General features: G+C 37.7%; 16 protein-coding genes and 1 tRNA gene. 5 read left to right on the top strand and 12 right to left on the bottom strand.

Annotation, left to right across the window (positions count from 1 at the left end):
• Positions 1 to 76: 76 nt before the first annotated feature.
• The 4 genes from CHU_RS01105 to CHU_RS01090 all read right to left on the bottom strand — a co-directional run bounded on the left by CHU_RS01105 (position 77) and on the right by CHU_RS01090 (position 3,158).
• Positions 77 to 427 (bottom strand): hypothetical protein, encoded by a 351-nt coding sequence (locus CHU_RS01105; RefSeq protein WP_011583620.1) that lies wholly within the window; start codon positions 425 to 427, stop codon positions 77 to 79.
• Positions 428 to 467: 40 nt separating this feature from the next.
• Positions 468 to 1,988, bottom strand: coding sequence for a PAS domain-containing sensor histidine kinase (locus CHU_RS01100; RefSeq protein ID WP_011583619.1), 1,521 nt, complete (start codon positions 1,986 to 1,988; stop codon positions 468 to 470).
• Positions 1,989 to 2,667: 679 nt separating this feature from the next.
• Entirely contained in the window at positions 2,668 to 2,913 is a 246-nt protein-coding gene (locus tag CHU_RS01095) for a GIY-YIG nuclease family protein (RefSeq protein ID WP_011583618.1), read from the bottom strand.
• 167 nt (positions 2,914 to 3,080) lie between these two features.
• Positions 3,081 to 3,158: transfer RNA gene (locus CHU_RS01090), tRNA-Val, on the bottom strand.
• Positions 3,159 to 3,319: 161 nt separating this feature from the next.
• Here CHU_RS01090 and CHU_RS01085 point away from each other — a divergent pair.
• A complete protein-coding gene (locus tag CHU_RS01085; RefSeq protein WP_369678446.1) occupies positions 3,320 to 5,812 on the top strand; it encodes an AsmA family protein in 2,493 nt (830 codons plus the stop codon).
• Positions 5,813 to 5,855: 43 nt separating this feature from the next.
• Here the strand turns inward: CHU_RS01085 and ilvA are convergent, their stop codons facing one another.
• Positions 5,856 to 7,109, bottom strand: coding sequence for a threonine ammonia-lyase IlvA (gene ilvA, locus CHU_RS01080; RefSeq protein ID WP_011583615.1), 1,254 nt, complete (start codon positions 7,107 to 7,109; stop codon positions 5,856 to 5,858).
• A 125-nt stretch (positions 7,110 to 7,234) separates the two neighbouring features.
• On the opposite strand from ilvA, the gene CHU_RS01075 reads away from it, so the two are divergent.
• On the top strand, positions 7,235 to 7,423 hold the full coding sequence (locus tag CHU_RS01075; RefSeq protein WP_238379325.1) for a hypothetical protein: 189 nt from the start codon (positions 7,235 to 7,237) through the stop codon (positions 7,421 to 7,423).
• A gap of 12 nt (positions 7,424 to 7,435) precedes the next feature.
• Here CHU_RS01075 and CHU_RS01070 read toward each other — a convergent pair whose 3' ends face one another.
• The 3 genes from CHU_RS01070 to ribD are packed head-to-tail and all read right to left on the bottom strand — an operon-like array spanning position 7,436 to position 9,970.
• Positions 7,436 to 8,275, bottom strand: coding sequence for a nucleoside-diphosphate sugar epimerase (locus CHU_RS01070; protein ID WP_011583613.1), 840 nt, complete (start codon positions 8,273 to 8,275; stop codon positions 7,436 to 7,438).
• Positions 8,272 to 8,934 (bottom strand): DUF2461 domain-containing protein, encoded by a 663-nt coding sequence (locus CHU_RS01065; protein ID WP_011583612.1) that lies wholly within the window; start codon positions 8,932 to 8,934, stop codon positions 8,272 to 8,274. Before CHU_RS01065 ends, CHU_RS01070 begins: the two co-directional genes overlap by 4 nt.
• A complete protein-coding gene (gene ribD, locus CHU_RS01060) occupies positions 8,912 to 9,970 on the bottom strand; it encodes a bifunctional diaminohydroxyphosphoribosylaminopyrimidine deaminase/5-amino-6-(5-phosphoribosylamino)uracil reductase RibD (RefSeq protein WP_011583611.1) in 1,059 nt (352 codons plus the stop codon). The genes CHU_RS01065 and ribD overlap by 23 nt, the downstream gene beginning before the upstream one ends.
• A gap of 68 nt (positions 9,971 to 10,038) precedes the next feature.
• Between ribD and prmC the strand changes: the two genes are divergently transcribed.
• Positions 10,039 to 10,902 carry a peptide chain release factor N(5)-glutamine methyltransferase gene (prmC, locus tag CHU_RS01055; protein ID WP_011583610.1) on the top strand — a complete coding sequence of 288 codons (864 nt, stop codon included), beginning with the start codon at positions 10,039 to 10,041 and terminating at the stop codon, positions 10,900 to 10,902.
• A 51-nt stretch (positions 10,903 to 10,953) separates the two neighbouring features.
• Positions 10,954 to 12,024 (top strand): glycosyltransferase, encoded by a 1,071-nt coding sequence (locus tag CHU_RS01050; protein WP_011583609.1) that lies wholly within the window; start codon positions 10,954 to 10,956, stop codon positions 12,022 to 12,024.
• Positions 12,025 to 12,074: 50 nt separating this feature from the next.
• Here the strand turns inward: CHU_RS01050 and CHU_RS01045 are convergent, their stop codons facing one another.
• The 4 genes from CHU_RS01045 to CHU_RS01030 all read right to left on the bottom strand — a co-directional run bounded on the left by CHU_RS01045 (position 12,075) and on the right by CHU_RS01030 (position 17,408).
• Entirely contained in the window at positions 12,075 to 13,124 is a 1,050-nt protein-coding gene (locus CHU_RS01045; RefSeq protein WP_041932108.1) for a sulfite exporter TauE/SafE family protein, read from the bottom strand.
• Between the two features lie 4 nt (positions 13,125 to 13,128).
• Positions 13,129 to 13,851: a DUF2490 domain-containing protein gene (locus CHU_RS01040; protein WP_238379324.1), complete on the bottom strand. Its 723-nt coding sequence runs from the start codon at positions 13,849 to 13,851 to the stop codon at positions 13,129 to 13,131.
• Between the two features lie 350 nt (positions 13,852 to 14,201).
• Positions 14,202 to 16,829, bottom strand: coding sequence for a TonB-dependent receptor (locus tag CHU_RS01035; protein ID WP_081428637.1), 2,628 nt, complete (start codon positions 16,827 to 16,829; stop codon positions 14,202 to 14,204).
• A gap of 156 nt (positions 16,830 to 16,985) precedes the next feature.
• On the bottom strand, positions 16,986 to 17,408 hold the full coding sequence (locus CHU_RS01030; protein ID WP_011583605.1) for an RrF2 family transcriptional regulator: 423 nt from the start codon (positions 17,406 to 17,408) through the stop codon (positions 16,986 to 16,988).
• Between the two features lie 164 nt (positions 17,409 to 17,572).
• Between CHU_RS01030 and guaB the strand changes: the two genes are divergently transcribed.
• Positions 17,573 to 19,045 (top strand): IMP dehydrogenase, encoded by a 1,473-nt coding sequence (gene guaB, locus CHU_RS01025; protein ID WP_011583604.1) that lies wholly within the window; start codon positions 17,573 to 17,575, stop codon positions 19,043 to 19,045.
• Positions 19,046 to 19,087: the final 42 nt, after the last annotated feature.

The raw sequence follows: 19,087 nt of genomic DNA, 5'->3' as shown, positions 1-19,087 counted from the left end.
GCTATATATGCAAAACGGGTGCTTTATATGATGTATTCATATAAAGCACCCGTTTTGCATATATAGCAATACTTTCTTATTCTGAAATAATCAGTGTAACCTTATTTACTTTATTAAGTTCCAGATTTTCTATTTTTTCGCCTGCCCCAAAATTATTTCTATCTCCTTTTTCTGCAGAAATATAAAAGGTTGTTTGCTTAAGATCCTGAAAGAATATATTTCCTTTGGCATCTGTTTTTCCGGCGGCAACCGGGTTCGCACTTTTTTCATAATCTTCTTTACTTGCATACAATTTGACTGAAACGCCGCTCTCTATCGTACCAAGTTCATTACGGACAGATATTTTCAAACTTGTCGGAATCATCTGTGCGGTAAAAGATGAAAGAAATAATGTAATAAGAAGAGATAGAAGTAATGTCTTTTTCATAGAGCTTATCGGTTAAGTTTATTATCAATTTAACGAAATTTTATTTAGGTAAAAATATTCTAAACGTCGAACCTTCATCAACAACACTTTGTACTTCAATTCGGCCGCCGAGCAATTCAACTTGTTTTTTTACCAGATGCAGACCCAAGCCTTTTCCTTCAACGTGTGTGTGAAAACGTTTATAAAATCCAAACAGGCGGCTGCCGAATTTGTCCAGATCTATGCCAAGGCCATTATCAGTACATTCAATGCATAGCATGCCATCATTTTCAATATAACTCTGAATGCGGATCACAGGTGTAACATGTGTCCTTCTGTATTTTATAGCATTATAAATTAAATTATACAATATGCTATGAATATAGCTTTTAATAGAAAAAAGTATCGGGTATTGGTCAAAGTCAATAATAAATTCAGCGCTGGCTTTTTCTATCTGCGACGCTAACAGAAAAATGATTCCATCGCACTCTTCTTTTAAATCGATGGTAGTTTTAAGATTTCCTTCCTGTCCGGAATTCGTAACAACCGTATTCAGATCCTTTATAATCGAATCCAGATTCACGGCAGACTTGTATACATGCCGCATAATCTCATCAAGCTGGTCCGATTCATGCCTGCACTGTTCAAATACCTGCACAAGCCCCATCAGAGTCGCTATAGGCCCTCTAAGATTGTGTGATATAATGTAGGAATACTGATTTAACTTTTCATTCTGCTGCACCAGCTCCAGATTAATGCGTTTTAAATAATCCTCATACTCTTTGTGTTTCGTTACATTGATTCCTGTCAATGCTACCCCTACAACGGTATTGTCGTTATTATAAACCGGTGCAAGCGACAACTCTAAAAAGAACGGAGCATTATTCAAGGCATATTTTCTGGTATAGGTAATCGTTTCACCGGCTACTGCTTTATTAAAATTTTCAACAAAGCCTGTCCTGTATTCTTTTGCGATATAGCTTTCTGCCACTTCTCCGACAATAAGATCCTTACCAAAAACCGCAGGACTTCTGTCTCTGGCATTTTTATTAAACCAGATGAACTTACGGTCAAGATCCAATACCGTCAGAAATTGAATGGAATTTTCGTAAACAGTTTTTAATTTCCGTTCATTATCCAGTAAAACTTTTTCGGCAATTTTTTGGGCTGTTATATCCCTGCTCCTAAAATAAACCGTCGTGATGTTTCCCTCCGCATCTTTTATCGGAGATAAATAGTTGTCGTAATACCTGTACGAACCCATTGTTTCTCCTTCAGAAAAATATTTAACAACTTCTCCGTCGCGAAAAACAGACGTTAACGCATTTTTCATTTTCACGTGAGTATATTCAGGCGTTACATCAAAAATATCCTTGCCGACAACTGTATTGACTCTTTCCTCTTCAATATTGGGAATATGAATAACAATGATTTTATAGTCTGCATTCAGCTGAATAAGAATGTCCGGAGATGCCTCAAAAATTACTTTATACGTATTTGATGCAGATGAATTTTTTAACCGTTCAATCTCCTTTTTTAAATCCGCATTTTCTCTTTTATATTTTTCTAATTCGTCTTCCATTACAATTGGGGTTTCGGCGTATGGGAAATTCATGCTGCCCTGAAGATTTGCCAACAGATTATTTTTAAAAAGTAATAATTATTGGTCAAAATAGCTATTTCCAGCACAAGTACTAAATTATAAGTTTCCGTGATAAAGGTTCTCTGGATGCGATTAATAGCCCAAGAACAGCATATAACATTCATGCCGCTTTCTTGCATCCCGCCTTAGATACTAATACGTAAGATCTGCAAGTTCGATGTTGTTTAGCGATTGTTAACTAAAAACACCTATGACCGGTATCGGGTTTGTTATTCATTAAAATTATTCAACCACTTAAAAAAGATGAAATAGTCAGATCTAACCATTTATGTAGTATATGAAAAAAAACATCTCCATGAGATCAAATATCTATAGAGAAAATATTTAATGTATACGAAAACATAAATTTAAAAATATAAAAAAAATATCTCTATAAGGCTTTCTGTTGGTGAGATACAGCAGTGTCCGCTGCCCCTTGCTTGTAAGGGGTGCTCTGAGCATCTGAGCTAATCTCAATACTCTTGAAAACCTTAAAACAAAAAAGCCTCACATCTCTGTAAGGCTTTCTGTTGGTGGGAGATACTGGGTTCGTCCGCCGCGGCGGACAGTGCCCCTGCTTGTAAGTCAGGTGTTCTGAACCAGCTGAATTACAAATTCCTCAAACAGAATATGTCAGCTTTATCCAATCTCTACCTGCTCCTGATTTTAAATATTTCTCTCTCCGTAAGGCTTCTGAACGAGTTTCATAGCACTCAAAATGAATTAATACCCATGGCCCTTTATTATTTGTATAAGATTTGTAAAAATTAGAATTGTGTTGCTCCAATCTTAATGCTAAATCTTCAGTTTGTCCAATGTATTTCCGACAAACTTTTGCAGAAAAAATAATGTATATGAAAAACATAAATTTAAAAATCTAAAAAAAACATCTCTATAAGGCTTTCTGTTGGTGAGATACAGCAGTGTCCGCTGCCCCTTGCTTGTAAGGGGTGCTCTGAGCATCTGAGCTAATCTCAATACTCTTGAAAACCTTAAAACAAAAAAGCCTCACATCTCTGTAAGGCTTTCTGTTGGTGGGAGATACTGGGTTCGAACCAGTGACCCCCTGCTTGTAAGGCAGGTGCTCTGAACCAGCTGAGCTAATCTCCCTTTTTCCTTTCTGACAATCTCTCGTCGTTTGGGAGCACAAACATACGACCTTTTTTTTTATTTGCAAAACTTTACAAAAAAATATTCGTAAAATTTCTTCGTTGTATATATGAATTTATTTTACGTGCTTCACATACAAATATTTAACCGAATAAAATTCTCTGAAAATTCTTAAAAAAATACTGATTTACAGCCTCATCAGCCTTGTAGCGCTCGTTGGACTGGCTACAGCTTTGCTTTATATTTATAAAGATGATATTATTTATTTAGCAACTATGCAAATAAATAAGCGGCTGAATACAAAAGTTGATGTATCAAAAAAAATAGATATCAGCATCTTAGAGAAATTTCCGGAATTATCCATTGGCTTTCATGATGTAAAATGTTATGAACCGGGAGCAGGAAAGCCTGTAATTTTTGCTTCAGTCAAAAATCTATTCATAACCTTTGATATCAAAGATGTCTGGAATGGCAACTACATTATTGATAAAGTTTTTCTGGAAGATGGTCACATTCATTTAAGAACGGATGAAAATGGTGTACACAACTTCATGATCCTTAAAAAAGATACAAGTACTGCAAAAAGCAATTCTGATTTTTCCATTTCATTCATACAATTAAAGAACATTGATTTTATTTACGACTTCAGACCAAGCAATCACTTATACCAATCGGATATTAAAATAACAGAGGCTTCTTTGGTACATGCCAGGAATGACTTTACCATTCATGTCACAGGCGATATGCATACGGATGGTATACGCATAAATGAAAATAACTTCCTGCAGAACAAAGACATTAAACTATCCTCCAAGATACGCTACAATACCGAATCTGAAGTATTCAGCATTACTCCATCAACCCTGCACATTAATACAGGTGCCTATGCTGTTGAGGGTTTATATGATATAAAAAAATCGTTTGTGGATCTCCGCTTTAAAACGGACAAAAACGATATTCAAAGTTTTGTTTCCATTCTGCCTAAAGCGTATGCAGCAAGCATTCAGGAATATAAAAGTACAGGCAATGTATACTTTAACGGAACCATTAAAGGTACCGCAAGTAATGCGCACAGCCCTTCTATTAATATCAACTTTGGATTTGACCACGCTACGTTCTATCACCCGGGTACCAAACAGCAAATTACAGATGCGTTCCTTACCGGTACATATACCAATGGCGACCAGCATACGCTGGCATCGTCTTCTGTAAAACTTTCAGACCTGAAAATAACCATAGACAATAAACCTGTCTCAGGCTATTTTTACATGAACAATTTTGAAGATCCGCATATTGATACGCACCTAAAAGGCAGTGTCATTCTAAGCAAAATTCTTGCCTTCGTACCTAAACACCCGTTTGAAAAAGCTTCCGGAGAAATTGATTTTGATATTGAATTTAAAGGCCGCACATCTGATCTGAAAACAAAAGCGGGTTATGCAAACATTGAAACCTCGGGCGACCTGGCATTAAAAAATATTGAAGCAAAAATAACTTCGTATCCACACACCATTCGCATTGCCGAAGCTGTTTGCCTGTTTACCAAAAATGATATTTCCATAGATAATATGGAGCTGTCCGTAGGCAAAAACGATGTGGTGTTAAATGGTATTTTCAGAAATTTAATTGGTAAAATATTTTTTCCGAACCAGTTTGTGTATGTACAGGCAGATATGACAATGGGCAATATTTTTCTGGAAGATATTTTAATGTCTGATACACGTTCGAATAAATCTTCGAATCAGGAATTTTACATGCCTGCGCTAAAAGATTTTATTCTTGATTTAAACCTGAAAGCGAATTCCATGAATTACCAGAAATTCCGCGCGTCCAAAATCACAAGCAAAATTGAATGGAACTTCCCTTATTTAAATTTCACAAACTCGAATTTAATTTTCTGTAATGGTTTTTATTCCGGAAAAACTGCATTGAGAATACTGAATGAGAAAACAGTAGAGATAAATGCCGACGCACGTATCAGAGCCATGAACATTGACAGCTTGTTTTATGTGTTTGAAAACTTCTCCCAGAATTTTATAACCAATAAAAATTTAAAAGGAGATATTTCCGCTGATGTAAGCTTGCTGATGCAGGTAGACAATCACCTAGCAATTCTACCAAGCTCTATTATTTGTGATGCAGATGTAACCGTACAAAACGGCGAGCTGAACAATTTTGAAACAATGAAACGTATTGCACGTTTCCTGGATACGGATAATTTAGATAATATTAAATTCTCTGAAATGAGAAATCATTTCTTAATTTTTAATGAGGAGATACAGATTCCGGATATGACAATCACTTCCACGGCAGGCAAAATAAGTTTCTCCGGCAAACACAGTTTTAATGGAAATATTGAATATCATGTTGCTTATCCGATCCGGAATTTAAAGAAAGAAAAAGTTGATTCAGATGCTGCATTTGGCGCTTTACGTGCAGATCCAAAAGGTGAAATGAAATTATTCCTTATTGTACAGGGCACTACTTCTGATTTTAAAATTTCTTATGACAAGAAAAAGACAGGAGAGAAAATCAAATCCGATCTGCAAAAAGAAAAACAGGAATTAAAAAATCTGTTTAAAAAGAAAGAGCAGGACCAGGAAGAGATCAAAAAAACACAAACCCAGGAACAGGAATATTTCGATTTTGACTAGGTATAAGGGCTTCAGTCAACACCGATTGAAGCCCTTATTGCTTTTACATGATCAGAAAACTAAATAAGTTTGAATCTGAATTTACTAACGTATAGTCGACATTTTTTGCGTTCATACGGTCGATGAGTAAATTAAAATCTTCTTTCATTTTAACCTCAATACCAACCATTGCCGGGCCATTTTCACGGTTTGTTTTCTTTGTATATTCAAAATAGGTAATATCATCATTTGGCCCTAAAACCTCATCCAGAAACTCTCTGAGTGCTCCTGTACGCTGCTTAAAGCGGATTATGAAATAATGTTTCAGCCCTTCATACAACAACGACCGTTCCTTGATCTCCTGCATGCGGTCGATATCGTTGTTACTGCCGCTGATCACACACACAACATTCTTCCCTTTTATTTCATCTTTATAATAATCCAGCACACTAATGCTTAATGCCCCTGCAGGTTCTGCTACAATGGCTTCTTCATTATACAGCTTTATGATCGTGCTGCATGTTTTCCCTTCCGGTACCAACTGTACATCATCTAGATATTCTGAACAGATATCAAAATTGAGATCGCCTACCCGCTTCACGGCAGCACCATCCACAAACTTATCGATTTCTTCCAGTACAACAACTTTCCCTTCTTCCAGTGAGCGTTTCATTGCCGGCGCACCTAACGGCTCCACCCCAATGATTTTTGTATGCGGGCTCAATTCTTTTATGTAGGTACAAAGTCCTGCTGCAAGCCCGCCGCCGCCAATCGGCACAAAGATATAATCAATGGTTCCAACAATATCATTTAATATTTCAAAACCTACTGTACCTTGCCCGGCTATTACTTTAGGATCATCGAACGGATGTACAAATAATAATTTATTCTCTGTGCAATAATTCATTGCCTCTTTGTACGAATCATCAAACGTATCGCCGGTCAGAACAACTTCAACAAACTCTTTACCAAAAAATTTTACCTGCGTAACTTTTTGTTTGGGTGTTGTGCTCGGCATATAGATCCGGCCTTTAATTTTCAACGCCTGGCAGGAATAGGCAACGCCCTGAGCATGGTTTCCGGCACTGGCACATACAACACCCTTTTCTATATCTTCGCGTTTTTGACTGCACATAAAATTATATGCTCCACGAAGTTTATAGGAACGAACCAATTGCAGATCTTCCCTTTTTAACCATAGGTTGCAGTTATATTCCTGAGAAAGATGCTCATTTTTGGTTAATGGCGTATGCGTCACAACATTTTTCAAACGGTTTGCCGCTTCAACAATGTCTTCAACCTTCACTTTACTATTCATAAATTATTACCCACAATGGCGTTGATGCAAAAAAGTTGCATGCTGTTTTATTTGCAAAAGTACATTCTACGGAAGCAACTAGCAAAAAAACCATTTATTATATCTAACTTGTGAATATGAAAAACATGAACTCTTTTCAAGTAATTGCTATCGTTGGCATCATCTTTACCGTGGTAGCACAAGGGCTTTTATGGGTGCTGGACAAAACGGTAGAACATTATGTGTATTTATATCCTACCTGGGTAGCCATATTCATCTTTGGCCTGGTCATTAATCCCTACCTGTCTAAATATGATGACGATCATCATCATTGATATTTATTAAATTCAGGATTTTGTATACGTATAATCATTCGGGTCGGGAAATATCCATTTATACCCGAATTGATTCATTTTTTCAGTGGAAACTTCTTTCCAGTCTGTCTTCAATATTTCAGAAAAATGTGGTTCCGGCAAATTAAACCGATCACATAAACGGGTATAAAATTCCTTTCTTGACGGATGCTGCGGTGAACAGATATTAAACACTTGCTCTCCGATGCCATTTTTCAGAAGAAACAAGATACATGCTACTACATCATCGCGATGCACAAGGTTTACCGGCTCATTTCCTCCCGCCAGCTCTTGCTTACCGGCAAAAAAACGTCCCAGCATCCGATCATAGCCAGTTAAACCTCCCAGGCGTAAAATCAGTTTTCTTTCGATCACACTTTCATGTACATGCTTTTCAGCCTGAAATAAGATCTGGTTACCAATATTGGATGGTATGGCAGTATCAGATTCAATAACAACAGAATTAATGTTTTTATAAACAGATGTTGAACTGATATAAATGAGCTGTTTAATAGCAATTGAATATTTTTTTATGTGGTCCATCAACTGCCCTATTTCAACAGCATGTGTGCTGTTTGCATTTCGTTTGGTACCCGGAGGAATGGCAATCAACAGAATGTCGCACCGTAAAAAATCATTCAGGCGTTCACCTGTCCAGGCTCCGCCATCCGCTTTCAGCACATAACCTTCAGCGCCGGCAGCCTCAATAACAGAAAGCCGTTCTTCGCGGGTAGTAGAACCTTTTACACGAAACCCCGATTGAATGAATGCTTCGGCAAGGGGCAATCCAAGCCAGCCACAGCCCAGAATAGAAATGGTTTTTTTATCTTTCATGAATCCAGCGCACCGTTTAAAAACGCGTTCAGCGCATGAATACCTTTAAAGGGTTTGGTAATTTCTTCCACTACTTTTTTATCTGAAAAGATTGCTTCATCAATCGGAAAGGTAACCGTAAAGCTTTTTAATTTTAACCACTCGGCATATGGGTGGGTCTCTTCGTAATCTTTAGGCATGCGTATCAGTTTCGACTCCTCGTCAAAATCTGAAAAATATTTTTTAACATCTTTGGAAGAAAATATTTTCTTCAACGCATCTCCATTGTAATCGATTTCCTGACGGATCAATTTTAAATGTTCGGGCATCGGCATCCAGATCCCTCCGGCTATAAAGCAATTTCCTGGCTCTATGTGTACATAGTAACAACCTTTAATTGATTTTTTTCCGCCCGGTGCAATCATAAAACCCATATTGGTTTTATAAGGAGATTTATCTTTTGAAAAACGTACATCCCGATTGATCCGGAACATACAGTCTTTGGGCTCAAGCGAAGCAATTGAAGGGTCAAATACAGCCGTCTTTTCAATGACCAGCTGCACCAATGCTTTTACTTCTTTTTTCGCTTCTTCATATGCAGAACGGTTCTTGTCGAACCATTCTTTGTTGTTGTTCTTATTTAATTTTTTTAAAAAACTAAGTGTGGAGACTAGCGTCATACTCTTTAATTTTATTTCTATATACAATCAGCGTATCATCTAAAATCATTTCCTGACTGAATGCTTTCGCACGTACAATCGGCGATTCTATACCGGCACCAAATTCATTCGGAGAACGAAATATACGAATCTCATCCCACAATCCTTTTTTCAAAAATGATTTTAATAATTGTGTGCCGCCTTCAACAAGTATGGACAGATGTTTGCGCACATACATATCCTCTGCAATCACATCAATCATATCATCCAACGGATCTACTTTTACATATTCTACCAGGTTACGTACATCCTGTTCGTGATAATTGTAGCAAATTGTTTCCTGGCTGCCGTCTAACAGATGCGCCCCAACAGGTACTTGCAGTTGCTTATCAATAAATGCCCGTACAGGGTTTCTGCCTGTCCAGTCACGTACATTCAACCTAGGGTTATCATACAGCGCCGTATTGGTGCCGATTAATACAACATCTTCTTCAGTACGCCATTTATGTACAAGTTTTCGCGACAGCTCATTGCTGATCCATTTAGAATCAAAATTTTCTTTTGCAATGAAACCATCTGCTGTTTCAGCCCATTTTAAAATGATATATGGACGCTTATTTTCAATATAGGTAAAAAAACGACGGTTCAATTCTCGCCCTTCTTCTTCCAGTACACCTTGAATTACTTCAATACCGTTTGACATCAGGTATTCAAAGCCTGCCCCCGCAACCAGTGGATTTGGGTCAATATTGGCGAAAACAACCCGTGCTATTTTATAATCAACGATCAAATGCGAGCAGGGAGGTGTTTTACCGTAATGTGAACAGGGCTCCAGATTTACATACAAGGTAGAACCTTCTAATAAAGATTTATCTGGTACAGACTGAATGGCGTGCACTTCAGCATGAGGCTGCCCAAATTTTTCATGATAACCTTCTCCGATAATATGGCCGTCTTTTACCACAACACAGCCAACCATCGGATTAGAACTTACGTGTCCGGAACCCAGCATGGCCAGTTCCAGTGCACGTCTCATATATCTTTCATCAGAATCCATAATAGTGTATATTTGATACCTGTATTAACGAATTACCAATATCTCTGGTTCATACAACTTATTCACAATTGAATCAATTAAGAAAAATACCTGCAAAAAACCTATTGGAAGCTGCTAAAAATAGTTTCCGGCAGTATGATACAGCTGAGCGGGAACGCATTCTGTATCTGCTTTTTGAAGATATTTTTCATTTTACACGGATTGATTTTCTAATAAATAAACAAGTAAACTGGTCGGAAGCCAACCAGCAGGCATTAGACGGATATCTTTCTAGATTGAACAGTTTTGAGCCCGTTCAATACATTATCGGAAAGACTTTTTTTTATGATTCTTATTTCAATGTTACCCCGGCCACATTAATTCCGAGACCGGAAACAGAAGAACTGGTAGCGTTGATTATAACTGAAAATAATTCTGCAGCTCCACAGATTATTGATATAGGAACAGGTACAGGATGCATTGCCATTAGCCTGGCAAAAAAAATAAAAGGAGCCCGCGTTACTGCAGTTGATATAAGTACAGAAGCCTTAGCCGTTGCCGAAGAAAATGCCTTAAAAAATGAAGTTTCCGTTTCGTTTTTAGAGATGAATTTTTTAACACAGCATTCATCCATACAATCCTCTTTTGATATTATTGTCAGCAATCCGCCCTATGTATTGCAATCTGAAAAAAAAGAGATGCGGGAAAATGTACTTGCACACGAGCCCCATCTGGCACTCTTTGTAGAAGATGGCAATGCATTGATTTATTATGATGCATTACTAAAATTTGCTTCTTCACATCTTCATAAGGACGGAACATTTTATGCAGAAATAAATGAACAAAAAGGAAATGAACTGATTAAATTAGCGCATACCTACGGGTTTGCTGACAGTACAATCATTAAAGATCTATATCAAAAAGACCGGATCATTAAAGCACGGCGAAAATAACTATTCGGCATTTCTTTACGTTAACGTATTTCAATACTAAATACCTTTTTTTTGAAACAAAAAATACTGCATATTATTGATTCATTCTCCACAGGCGGAGCTGAAGTTTTATTGGCAGGGGTTATACCTGAGCTAGTTGATTTTGAGCATGTGATTGTGTATTTAACCCCGACAAAAACACCAATTCTCTCTTCCGATCCAACGATTAAAATTGTCTGTCTGAACTTTCGAAGCATTACAGATGCCACAAGAATCATCAAAGATCTGAATACAATAATCGAGCAGGAAAAGCCTGGCATCATTCATACCCATTTATATTTCTCTTCACTTTTTATTCGCTTTGCCCGCACGAATAAGATCAACATCATTCAAACATATCATAACGAATATTACAGAATCCGCTATCCGCAATTCTCTGCCCGTATTAAAAAAATCGGTTTAAAATTACTGGACCGGTTTACGATGAAAAACGCGTATACGGTTATTCACGTATCAAAGGCACAGCAGCTGGTCAATGACCATGATGTACGTATTAAGTCAAGCGCTGTTCTCTATAATTATGTAGAAGATCAATTTTATCAGACCCGTAAAACGTCTTCATTTAAGGGTACAGGCAAACTTAAAATAATCTGTGTAGGAAATCTGAAAACAGAAAAAAATCACATTCTCCTTTTACACGCGCTAAGGCAATTAATGCATTTGCCCATACATGTAACTATTTGTGGTGAAGGAAATGATTATATTATGCTCCAGAAATACATCAACCGATATGATCTTCCGGTAACATTAATGGGCAGCCAAAAAAACATTCATGAACTGCTGGGTCAGCATGATCTATTTGTCTCCTGCTCTATTATCGAAGGCTTCGGGATCAGTATTGCAGAAGCAATGGCATCTGAAATACCGTTAATCATTTCAGATATTTCAACCTTTAAAGAAGTAACGCAGAACAAAGCTGTTTTTTTTGAATCCCGGAATGTAGCATCGCTGGCTGAAAAAATCGAACAATTTTATTTATCTCCGCAATCTGCTGCGGCTTCGGTACTCGCTTGCAAAGAGATTGCAGAGCAATACAAAAAAAGTTTTTACCTCGACAGGTTAAACACACTCTATAAAAAATAAGCTGCAGCGATTAATAAAAGTTTTTATTAATCGCTGCAGCAGTATCCCATTTAAAATAAATTTGTAATCCCTGTTGCAAGGCTTTTGAATGTATCAATATTGAAAGCAATTTTCAATAAGGTATTTATGCTTAAGAAGATGATAAAGCATCCTACAAAAATCATCAGTGGTTTTTTCTTCACTTTGTTAACCAGCAAGGCTGCAAAAGGCGCTGCGAATATACCGCCTATAATCAATCCGATAATGACCTGCCACAAACCAGGATCAAGCCCTGCAAAAATGATAAAGGTTAATGAGCTGGATAAGGCTACAAAAAACTCTGCTAAGTTTACCGAACCAATGGTATAATTGATTGCCCTGCCGCTGCTTATAAGCGTAGAGGTAACAATAGGTCCCCAGCCGCCGCCGCCGATACTATCCATAAAACCACCCACCAAAGCCAATGGTGTTACCTTTGTGATTTTATTTTTCACCTGTACCTTAACCAATGCCTTACGAAGCACAATAATACCAAGTATCATGGTGTAAACCATCGTAACCGGACGAATATAATTCTTTACATTGTCTTCAGAAAAAATTGTACCCTTTTGCAGTAAAGATAAAATCAAAGCCCCTAATACGGCACCAATGATTCCCGGAATCAATAAATTTTTAAATAATTTCTTATTTACATTTCCGAATTTCAAATGCGACAAGCCCGACGCTCCAGTTGTAAACACTTCTGCAATGTGTATACTGGCGCTCGCATTCATTGTATTTACACCTATGCTTACCAGAAATGATGTAGCTGTAGCACCATATGCCATCCCCAATGCACCATCTACCATTTGAGCCAGTAAACCTACGATGAGATACCCGATCAGGTCTTTATTGAAAATCGTTTCAAGAAAATCGGTTACACCTGAATAAGCTTCTTTGGGTGGGTTGGTTAAAAACCACGTAAGGCCAAAGGCTACAACTAATAGCACCGCAAAACCAATAGCTAAACGCTTGTATAACGGATTACGTTTGTTCTCTTCATTGATTTCATGAATAAGTTCATCCTGCAAATTTGGGTCTGCGATCTCATTCTCAAGATTATCTATTTTATTGTTTTCCATATCTTTATTTCGAAGGAATAGTATGTTCTTTTTTTCTAAAATCAATGTTGTGATTTAATCCTATACAATAAGCATTGTAGGCGTAAAGCTGCGTACCCGTTGCCTGTTGTCCGTAGATATATTGATAGAATACTGTTGCACCAAACCCTTTTGTAAACTGATAACCTAGTCCTATAGCCAGTCTGTTCTGATCAAATGTATTTACTACCTTTTTGCCAAAACTCACAAACAGTTCGTCTGCTAAAATCCCGTAAACAGTGTTCTCCTTTATTTTTGCATGGTTAAAGGGGCACGTAATATAGATCTGATATCCGATGCGGAACGATTGTGTATAGCCGTTTTCCAAAACTCCTTTTGAAAAATTATGGATAAACCGCTCTTCTAATCTATATCTATGCCTGATCTCAACCCTTCCCGCTTGCTGTATAACTGTTAAACGCTGATATAAGCGTTGTTCAGGCCGCATCACCTCCGGATAACCAGCCAGGAATTGATTTGTATTAAAGTAAGCATATCCGGCCTGAATGTTAACCTTTGGAGAGATGTAGTAAATTACTCCCGGACGGACAAAGTACTGAGATTCTTTATTTACATATTCCCGTGTTCGATAGCCTGCATCAAAATGCACGTACCATTTATTACTGATCTGTCCGCGCATCAGATAATGCGTCCAGACTATATCATCGGAATATACATTCTTTTGTGCTTCAGCTGTTTTTATTCCCATAAAAAACAGTAAAGCTATGAACAACTGTATTTTAAACATTTACCTGAACCCACTAAAACGCATTGCTTTGTAAAGCATCTCTACTGATTTAATAGATAAAGGTATAGGTATTTACTATTTAAACCAAATAACACATTTGCGGGCTTACTGTAAGTATTCAGCGGCGGTTGTCTGTCTGAAAATCGAAATATCAGTTAAAAACCTTATTATTAACAGCTTAATTACTCTCTTTCTATATTTCAGTTATAATTCAGGTAAGTTATTTTACATTAAATGTAAAAGGACAGGTGGATTGGGAAAACCACACTGTCCTTTATACCAACTAACCTTATTTTTATTATTACTATTTCTTAGAATGCATAGCGCAATGTTGTTCCGAATGTTCTTTGATCACCCAACACACCTGCATATAAGCCCGTGTTACCAGCAGCTGGTAATAATTGCTCATAGTAGTTTTTGTTGAATACGTTTCTGGACCAAACAAACACGGTTAACCCTTTTGTAGCACGGAAACCTAAACGCGCATTGAATAATGAATAACCATCGATATTCAGGTACTGAGAAGGTGAAGGGCTTGAAGAGAATTTAGAGCGGTTGAAGTTATCTACTGCGAAGAAGTATTTACCTTCATTTGTGAAGAATTTACCTGGCAACGCAATTTCAGCACCTATTGAACTGGCCCATTTAGAGATACCTGGTAAAGAACCGCCTGAAATATCTTTAAAAGATACGGCAGCACCTGTTTCTTCAAGTGGTAACGGAGCATTTGTAAATTTCTTGTAAATACCTTCCGTATATGAAACCGCTGCATTCAGTGTTAGATATTTACCAACTTTTGTATTTCCGTCCAATTCAAGACCCCAAACCTTAACGTGTTCAGCATTTGCTAAATAACCTCTGTTCACACCTAATTGCGGCGACTGAACGTTTGCCTGATAATCTTTCACTTCCGTGTCAAATGCTGCAAAATTTAATACAGAGTTTTTAGTAGGAGAAGTTTTGATACCAAATTCATAGTTAGTCGTGTATTCCGGTTTCACGGTAGCTAAGCTTAAGTCAGCCTCGCCTGTTGAAGTTGTAGGTAAACCTGCAATGTTAACACCTACCGGCTTGTATGCATTTGAATAGGTCGCATATACATTGATGTTGTTTCTCACTACGTATGAAACAGTCAAGTTACCGGACAAGTTGGTATTTGTTGCTTTAGTATGGAAATACTGAGCAGAATAAACAGAGTTCTTCAAGCTAATTTCTGCCGGATCTGCAGTTTGTTTACCGCCATCTACTGTTCTGTTATAATCAGCATCTTTGTAATCGTAATTATAGCGAAGACCTGGTAATACATGTAAACGGTTTTTGATTACAGCCCAATCCAACTGTCCGAATATCGCACCACTGAATGTATTAAGTGTTGATTTTGTATGTTGAGTAAGACCATCAATCAAATCTGATGTCATAAGAGTTTGTGGCGGGGTATTACTCGTTCTTGAAAAACGCCATTGGTCTGCACCAGCCTGTTCTGTACCTGTTGTTGTGATTGTTTGTCCGATTGCAAAGATACCTGCAACACCGCTCAAACGCTCAGAGAAATTACCTGCATAACGAAACTCTTGAGATACCTGCTGATGTTTTGATGGGTTTTGAGATAAACGCAACGCATCTAATCCTGTGAAATCACGATCGTTTGAAGGATCCCAGTTCCAGTAACGCCAAGCTGTTGTAGAAGTTAACGTGCCTTTACCGATTTTTGCATCAATGTTTACTGAAGCACCGCCCAGATCGTTACCAGAACGTGTATTTGTATTTTGATCAATCGTACGGTCAAATGCGTTCAATGTAGGTAAGCTGTAATTCAAATCAGCAGCAATTGCATTGAATTGTCTGTAAGCACTACGCTTAGTTGTTACAACACCAGCAGCAACCTGTGCATATCCATTCGGACGCTGACGTGTTGCATCCGCAATAAATGTAATTTTTACTTTCTTCGTTGCATTGTATAATAACGATGCTCTGAAACCTAAGTTATTAATGTCATTTGTATATTGATCTGCTGTTTGATTGTAAATCAAACCATCACGTTGTGTACCGGAGAAAGAAAGTCTGGCTGCAAGTTTTTGATTGATTGGTCCGGTCACAGACAGTTTAGTCTGGATAAAACCAAAATTACCAAAGCTTGATTCAAACACACCGCCTGTTTTAAAGCTTGGAGCTCTTGAAACAATGTTAAACGCACCGTTTGATGTATTCTTTCCAAATAATGTTCCCTGAGGTCCGCGTAGTACTTCAACACGTTCAACATCAATAAAATCCAATGTTGTCGCTGCAGGACGCGCATAATATACACCATCCACATAATATCCTACTCCCGGATCAAGACCATCATTTGTCAAACCAAACGGAGAACCTAAACCACGGATATTAAGACCTGTATTTCTTGGGTTAGAAGAATAAAGTTGTACAGATGGTACAATTTCTTTTATTCTGTTCACGTTAAATGCACCTGCGTCTTCAACTCTTGCGCCGCCAACTACAGAAATAGGAATCGGTACATCCTGTGCCGTTTCATCTCTGCGTCTGGAAGAAATGGTAATCACTTCACTGGCGTTTACATCCACATGAATGGGTATTGTCAAACGCTGCCCTACATTTTCCTCTGTTACTACAAAAGATTGGTTTGCATAACCTGTATAATTTACCACTAATGTAACTGGTAACGTTCCTGAATATTCTATTAAGAAAAATCCATCAATATTTGTTTGTGTACCAACATAACCATCTGCTCTTTTCACAATTGCACCAATAACAGGCTCATTCGTTGTACTGTCAACAATTGTTCCCTGAATGGTGTATGGGCCGTTTTGCCCGAAAGCAATGGTCTGTATGTGTAAAAATAAGATTACTCCGATGAGCTTGCTTAAGGTTGTCACAGTTCCAATCTTATTGGTAATGTGCAGAAATGGGGTGTTACTTTTAAACATTGTAATCAATTTTAAATTATCTCTATATACTTGATAGTCTATAAGAAATAATGAATTAGTTTTTTTGTTTAGTTAAAGAAATCAGCACACAATAATACTATCTCTACCGATTTGATAGACAAATTAACGAACAAAATAACTGGTGTGCAACTATTTTTACAAAATATTTTTTTGTTCCAGATCAGATAAAGAAGTCTTATCCAAAATTTCTATGGTCGCATCACGAACTTGCAAAAATAAATTTCGGATTTCACAGGTTTTCTCATCAATACATTCGTCACACCGGCGATATGCCATTTTGCTTACACAAGGTATTGGAGCCAGTGGTCCGTCAATAATCCGTACTACCTGTCCAATTCCAATTTCATTTGCAGGTTTTCCAAGAAAATAGCCGCCTTCTTTTCCGCGTTTACTTTGTAAAATGCCTTGTTTTTTTAATTCAAGTAGAATCTGTTCTAAAAATTTTTTCGGAATGCCTTCTGTTTCAGAAATTTCAGCAATGAGAACCACACCTCTATCCGTATTTTTAGATAGAAAAAGCAGGGCCTTAAGTGCATATTTAGCTTTTTTGGAAAGCATAGTCTTAATTAAGTATGTATAATTATATTCAAGTATAACTATTTAAACAGATTGAAGCAAAAAGATAGAAATAATACAATAATAATATTGAAGGCGCTTTCTAAATCCAAGGTTTTTTTGTAATTTTGTCCTGCAAATAAGTAACCGAATATAAATTATTTGCGATGCTATCTGACTCATCTAAATTTGCAGGCGAAGCGTTAACCTACGACGACGTTTTATTAATACCAGCCTATTCTGAAGTATTACCTCGTGATACTGACACTTCAACTTACCTCACTAAAACAATAAAACTGAACATTCCGTTGGTTTCCGCTGCTATGGACACGGTTACCGAATATGAAATGGCTATTGCCATGGCGCATGAAGGTGGTTTAGGATTTATCCATAAAAACATGTCCATTGAAAAGCAGGCTGAACAGGTTCGCCGAGTTAAGCGTTCTGAGAGCGGCATGATCATGGACCCGATTGTTCTTCAGGAAGATGCTCTGTTAAAGGATGCCCTTAAAATTATGAAAGATTTTAAAATCGGCGGTATTCCTGTTCTTGACAAAAATAAAAGGCTTGTTGGTATTTTAACAAACAGAGACTTACGTTTTCAGAAAAATGTAAACAAGCCTATTTCGAAAATAATGACGGTTACGAATCTTGTAACTGCTCCGGAGGGCATTGATTTAGCTAAAGCAGAAGAAATTCTTCAGAAATACAAAATTGAAAAGCTGCCCATCGTAGATAAACAAGGCAAACTGAAAGGTCTTATCACCTACCGTGATATTCTTAAAAAGAAAGACCGCCCAATGGCTTGTAAAGATGAATTTGGCCGCTTACGTGTCGGTGCTGCCGTTGGTGCAACAGCTGATGTAATGGATAGAATTGAAGCACTTGTTAAAGCAGGTGTAGATGTGGTAAGCATTGATACTGCTCACGGACATTCTAAAAATGTGATCCAGGCAGTAAGAGATATTAAAAGAAAGTTTAAAAACCTGCAGCTGATTGCCGGCAATGTTGCAACGGGCGAAGCAGCTAAGGCACTTGCTGATGCTGGCGCAGATGCGGTAAAAGTTGGTATCGGCCCGGGTTCTATCTGTACAACACGTATCATCGCCGGTGTTGGTGTTCCTCAACTATATGCGGTATATGAATGCGCAAAAGCATTACAGAAATATAAAATCCCTGTAATTGCAGACGGTGGCATCCGTTTCTCCGGAGATGTTTGTAAAGCAATTGCTGCCGGGGCCAGCACAATCATGATTGGTTCATTGGTTGCAGGTACAGAAGAAGCTCCCGGAGAAGTTATTATCTACGAAGGAAGAAAATTCAAAACATACCGCGGTATGGGTTCTCTTGAAGCAATGGAAGATGGATCTAAAGACCGTTACTTCCAGGATGCAGAAGAAGATAGCAAAAAACTGGTACCGGAAGGTATTGTAGGGAGAATTGCATACAAAGGAAAAGCATATGAAGTGGTGTATCAATTAATCGGCGGACTTAAAGCTTGTATGGGCTATTGCGGAGCAAAAGACATTGATGCCATGAAAAAAGCTAAATTTGTAAAAATTACAGCTGCCGGCGTGAAAGAAAGTCACCCGCATGATGTACAGATAACACGTGAGGCACCAAACTACAGCAGTAGATAATTATTTGACTAGCATTTTCTGTGAACTTAAAGAACTTACGAA

Origin of the sequence: Cytophaga hutchinsonii ATCC 33406 (genome assembly GCF_000014145.1) — a bacterium.
GTDB classification, from domain to species: domain Bacteria; phylum Bacteroidota; class Bacteroidia; order Cytophagales; family Cytophagaceae; genus Cytophaga; species Cytophaga hutchinsonii.
The sequence above is the reverse complement of the archived record's forward strand: the minus strand, read 5'-3'. Positions and strand labels throughout refer to the sequence as shown.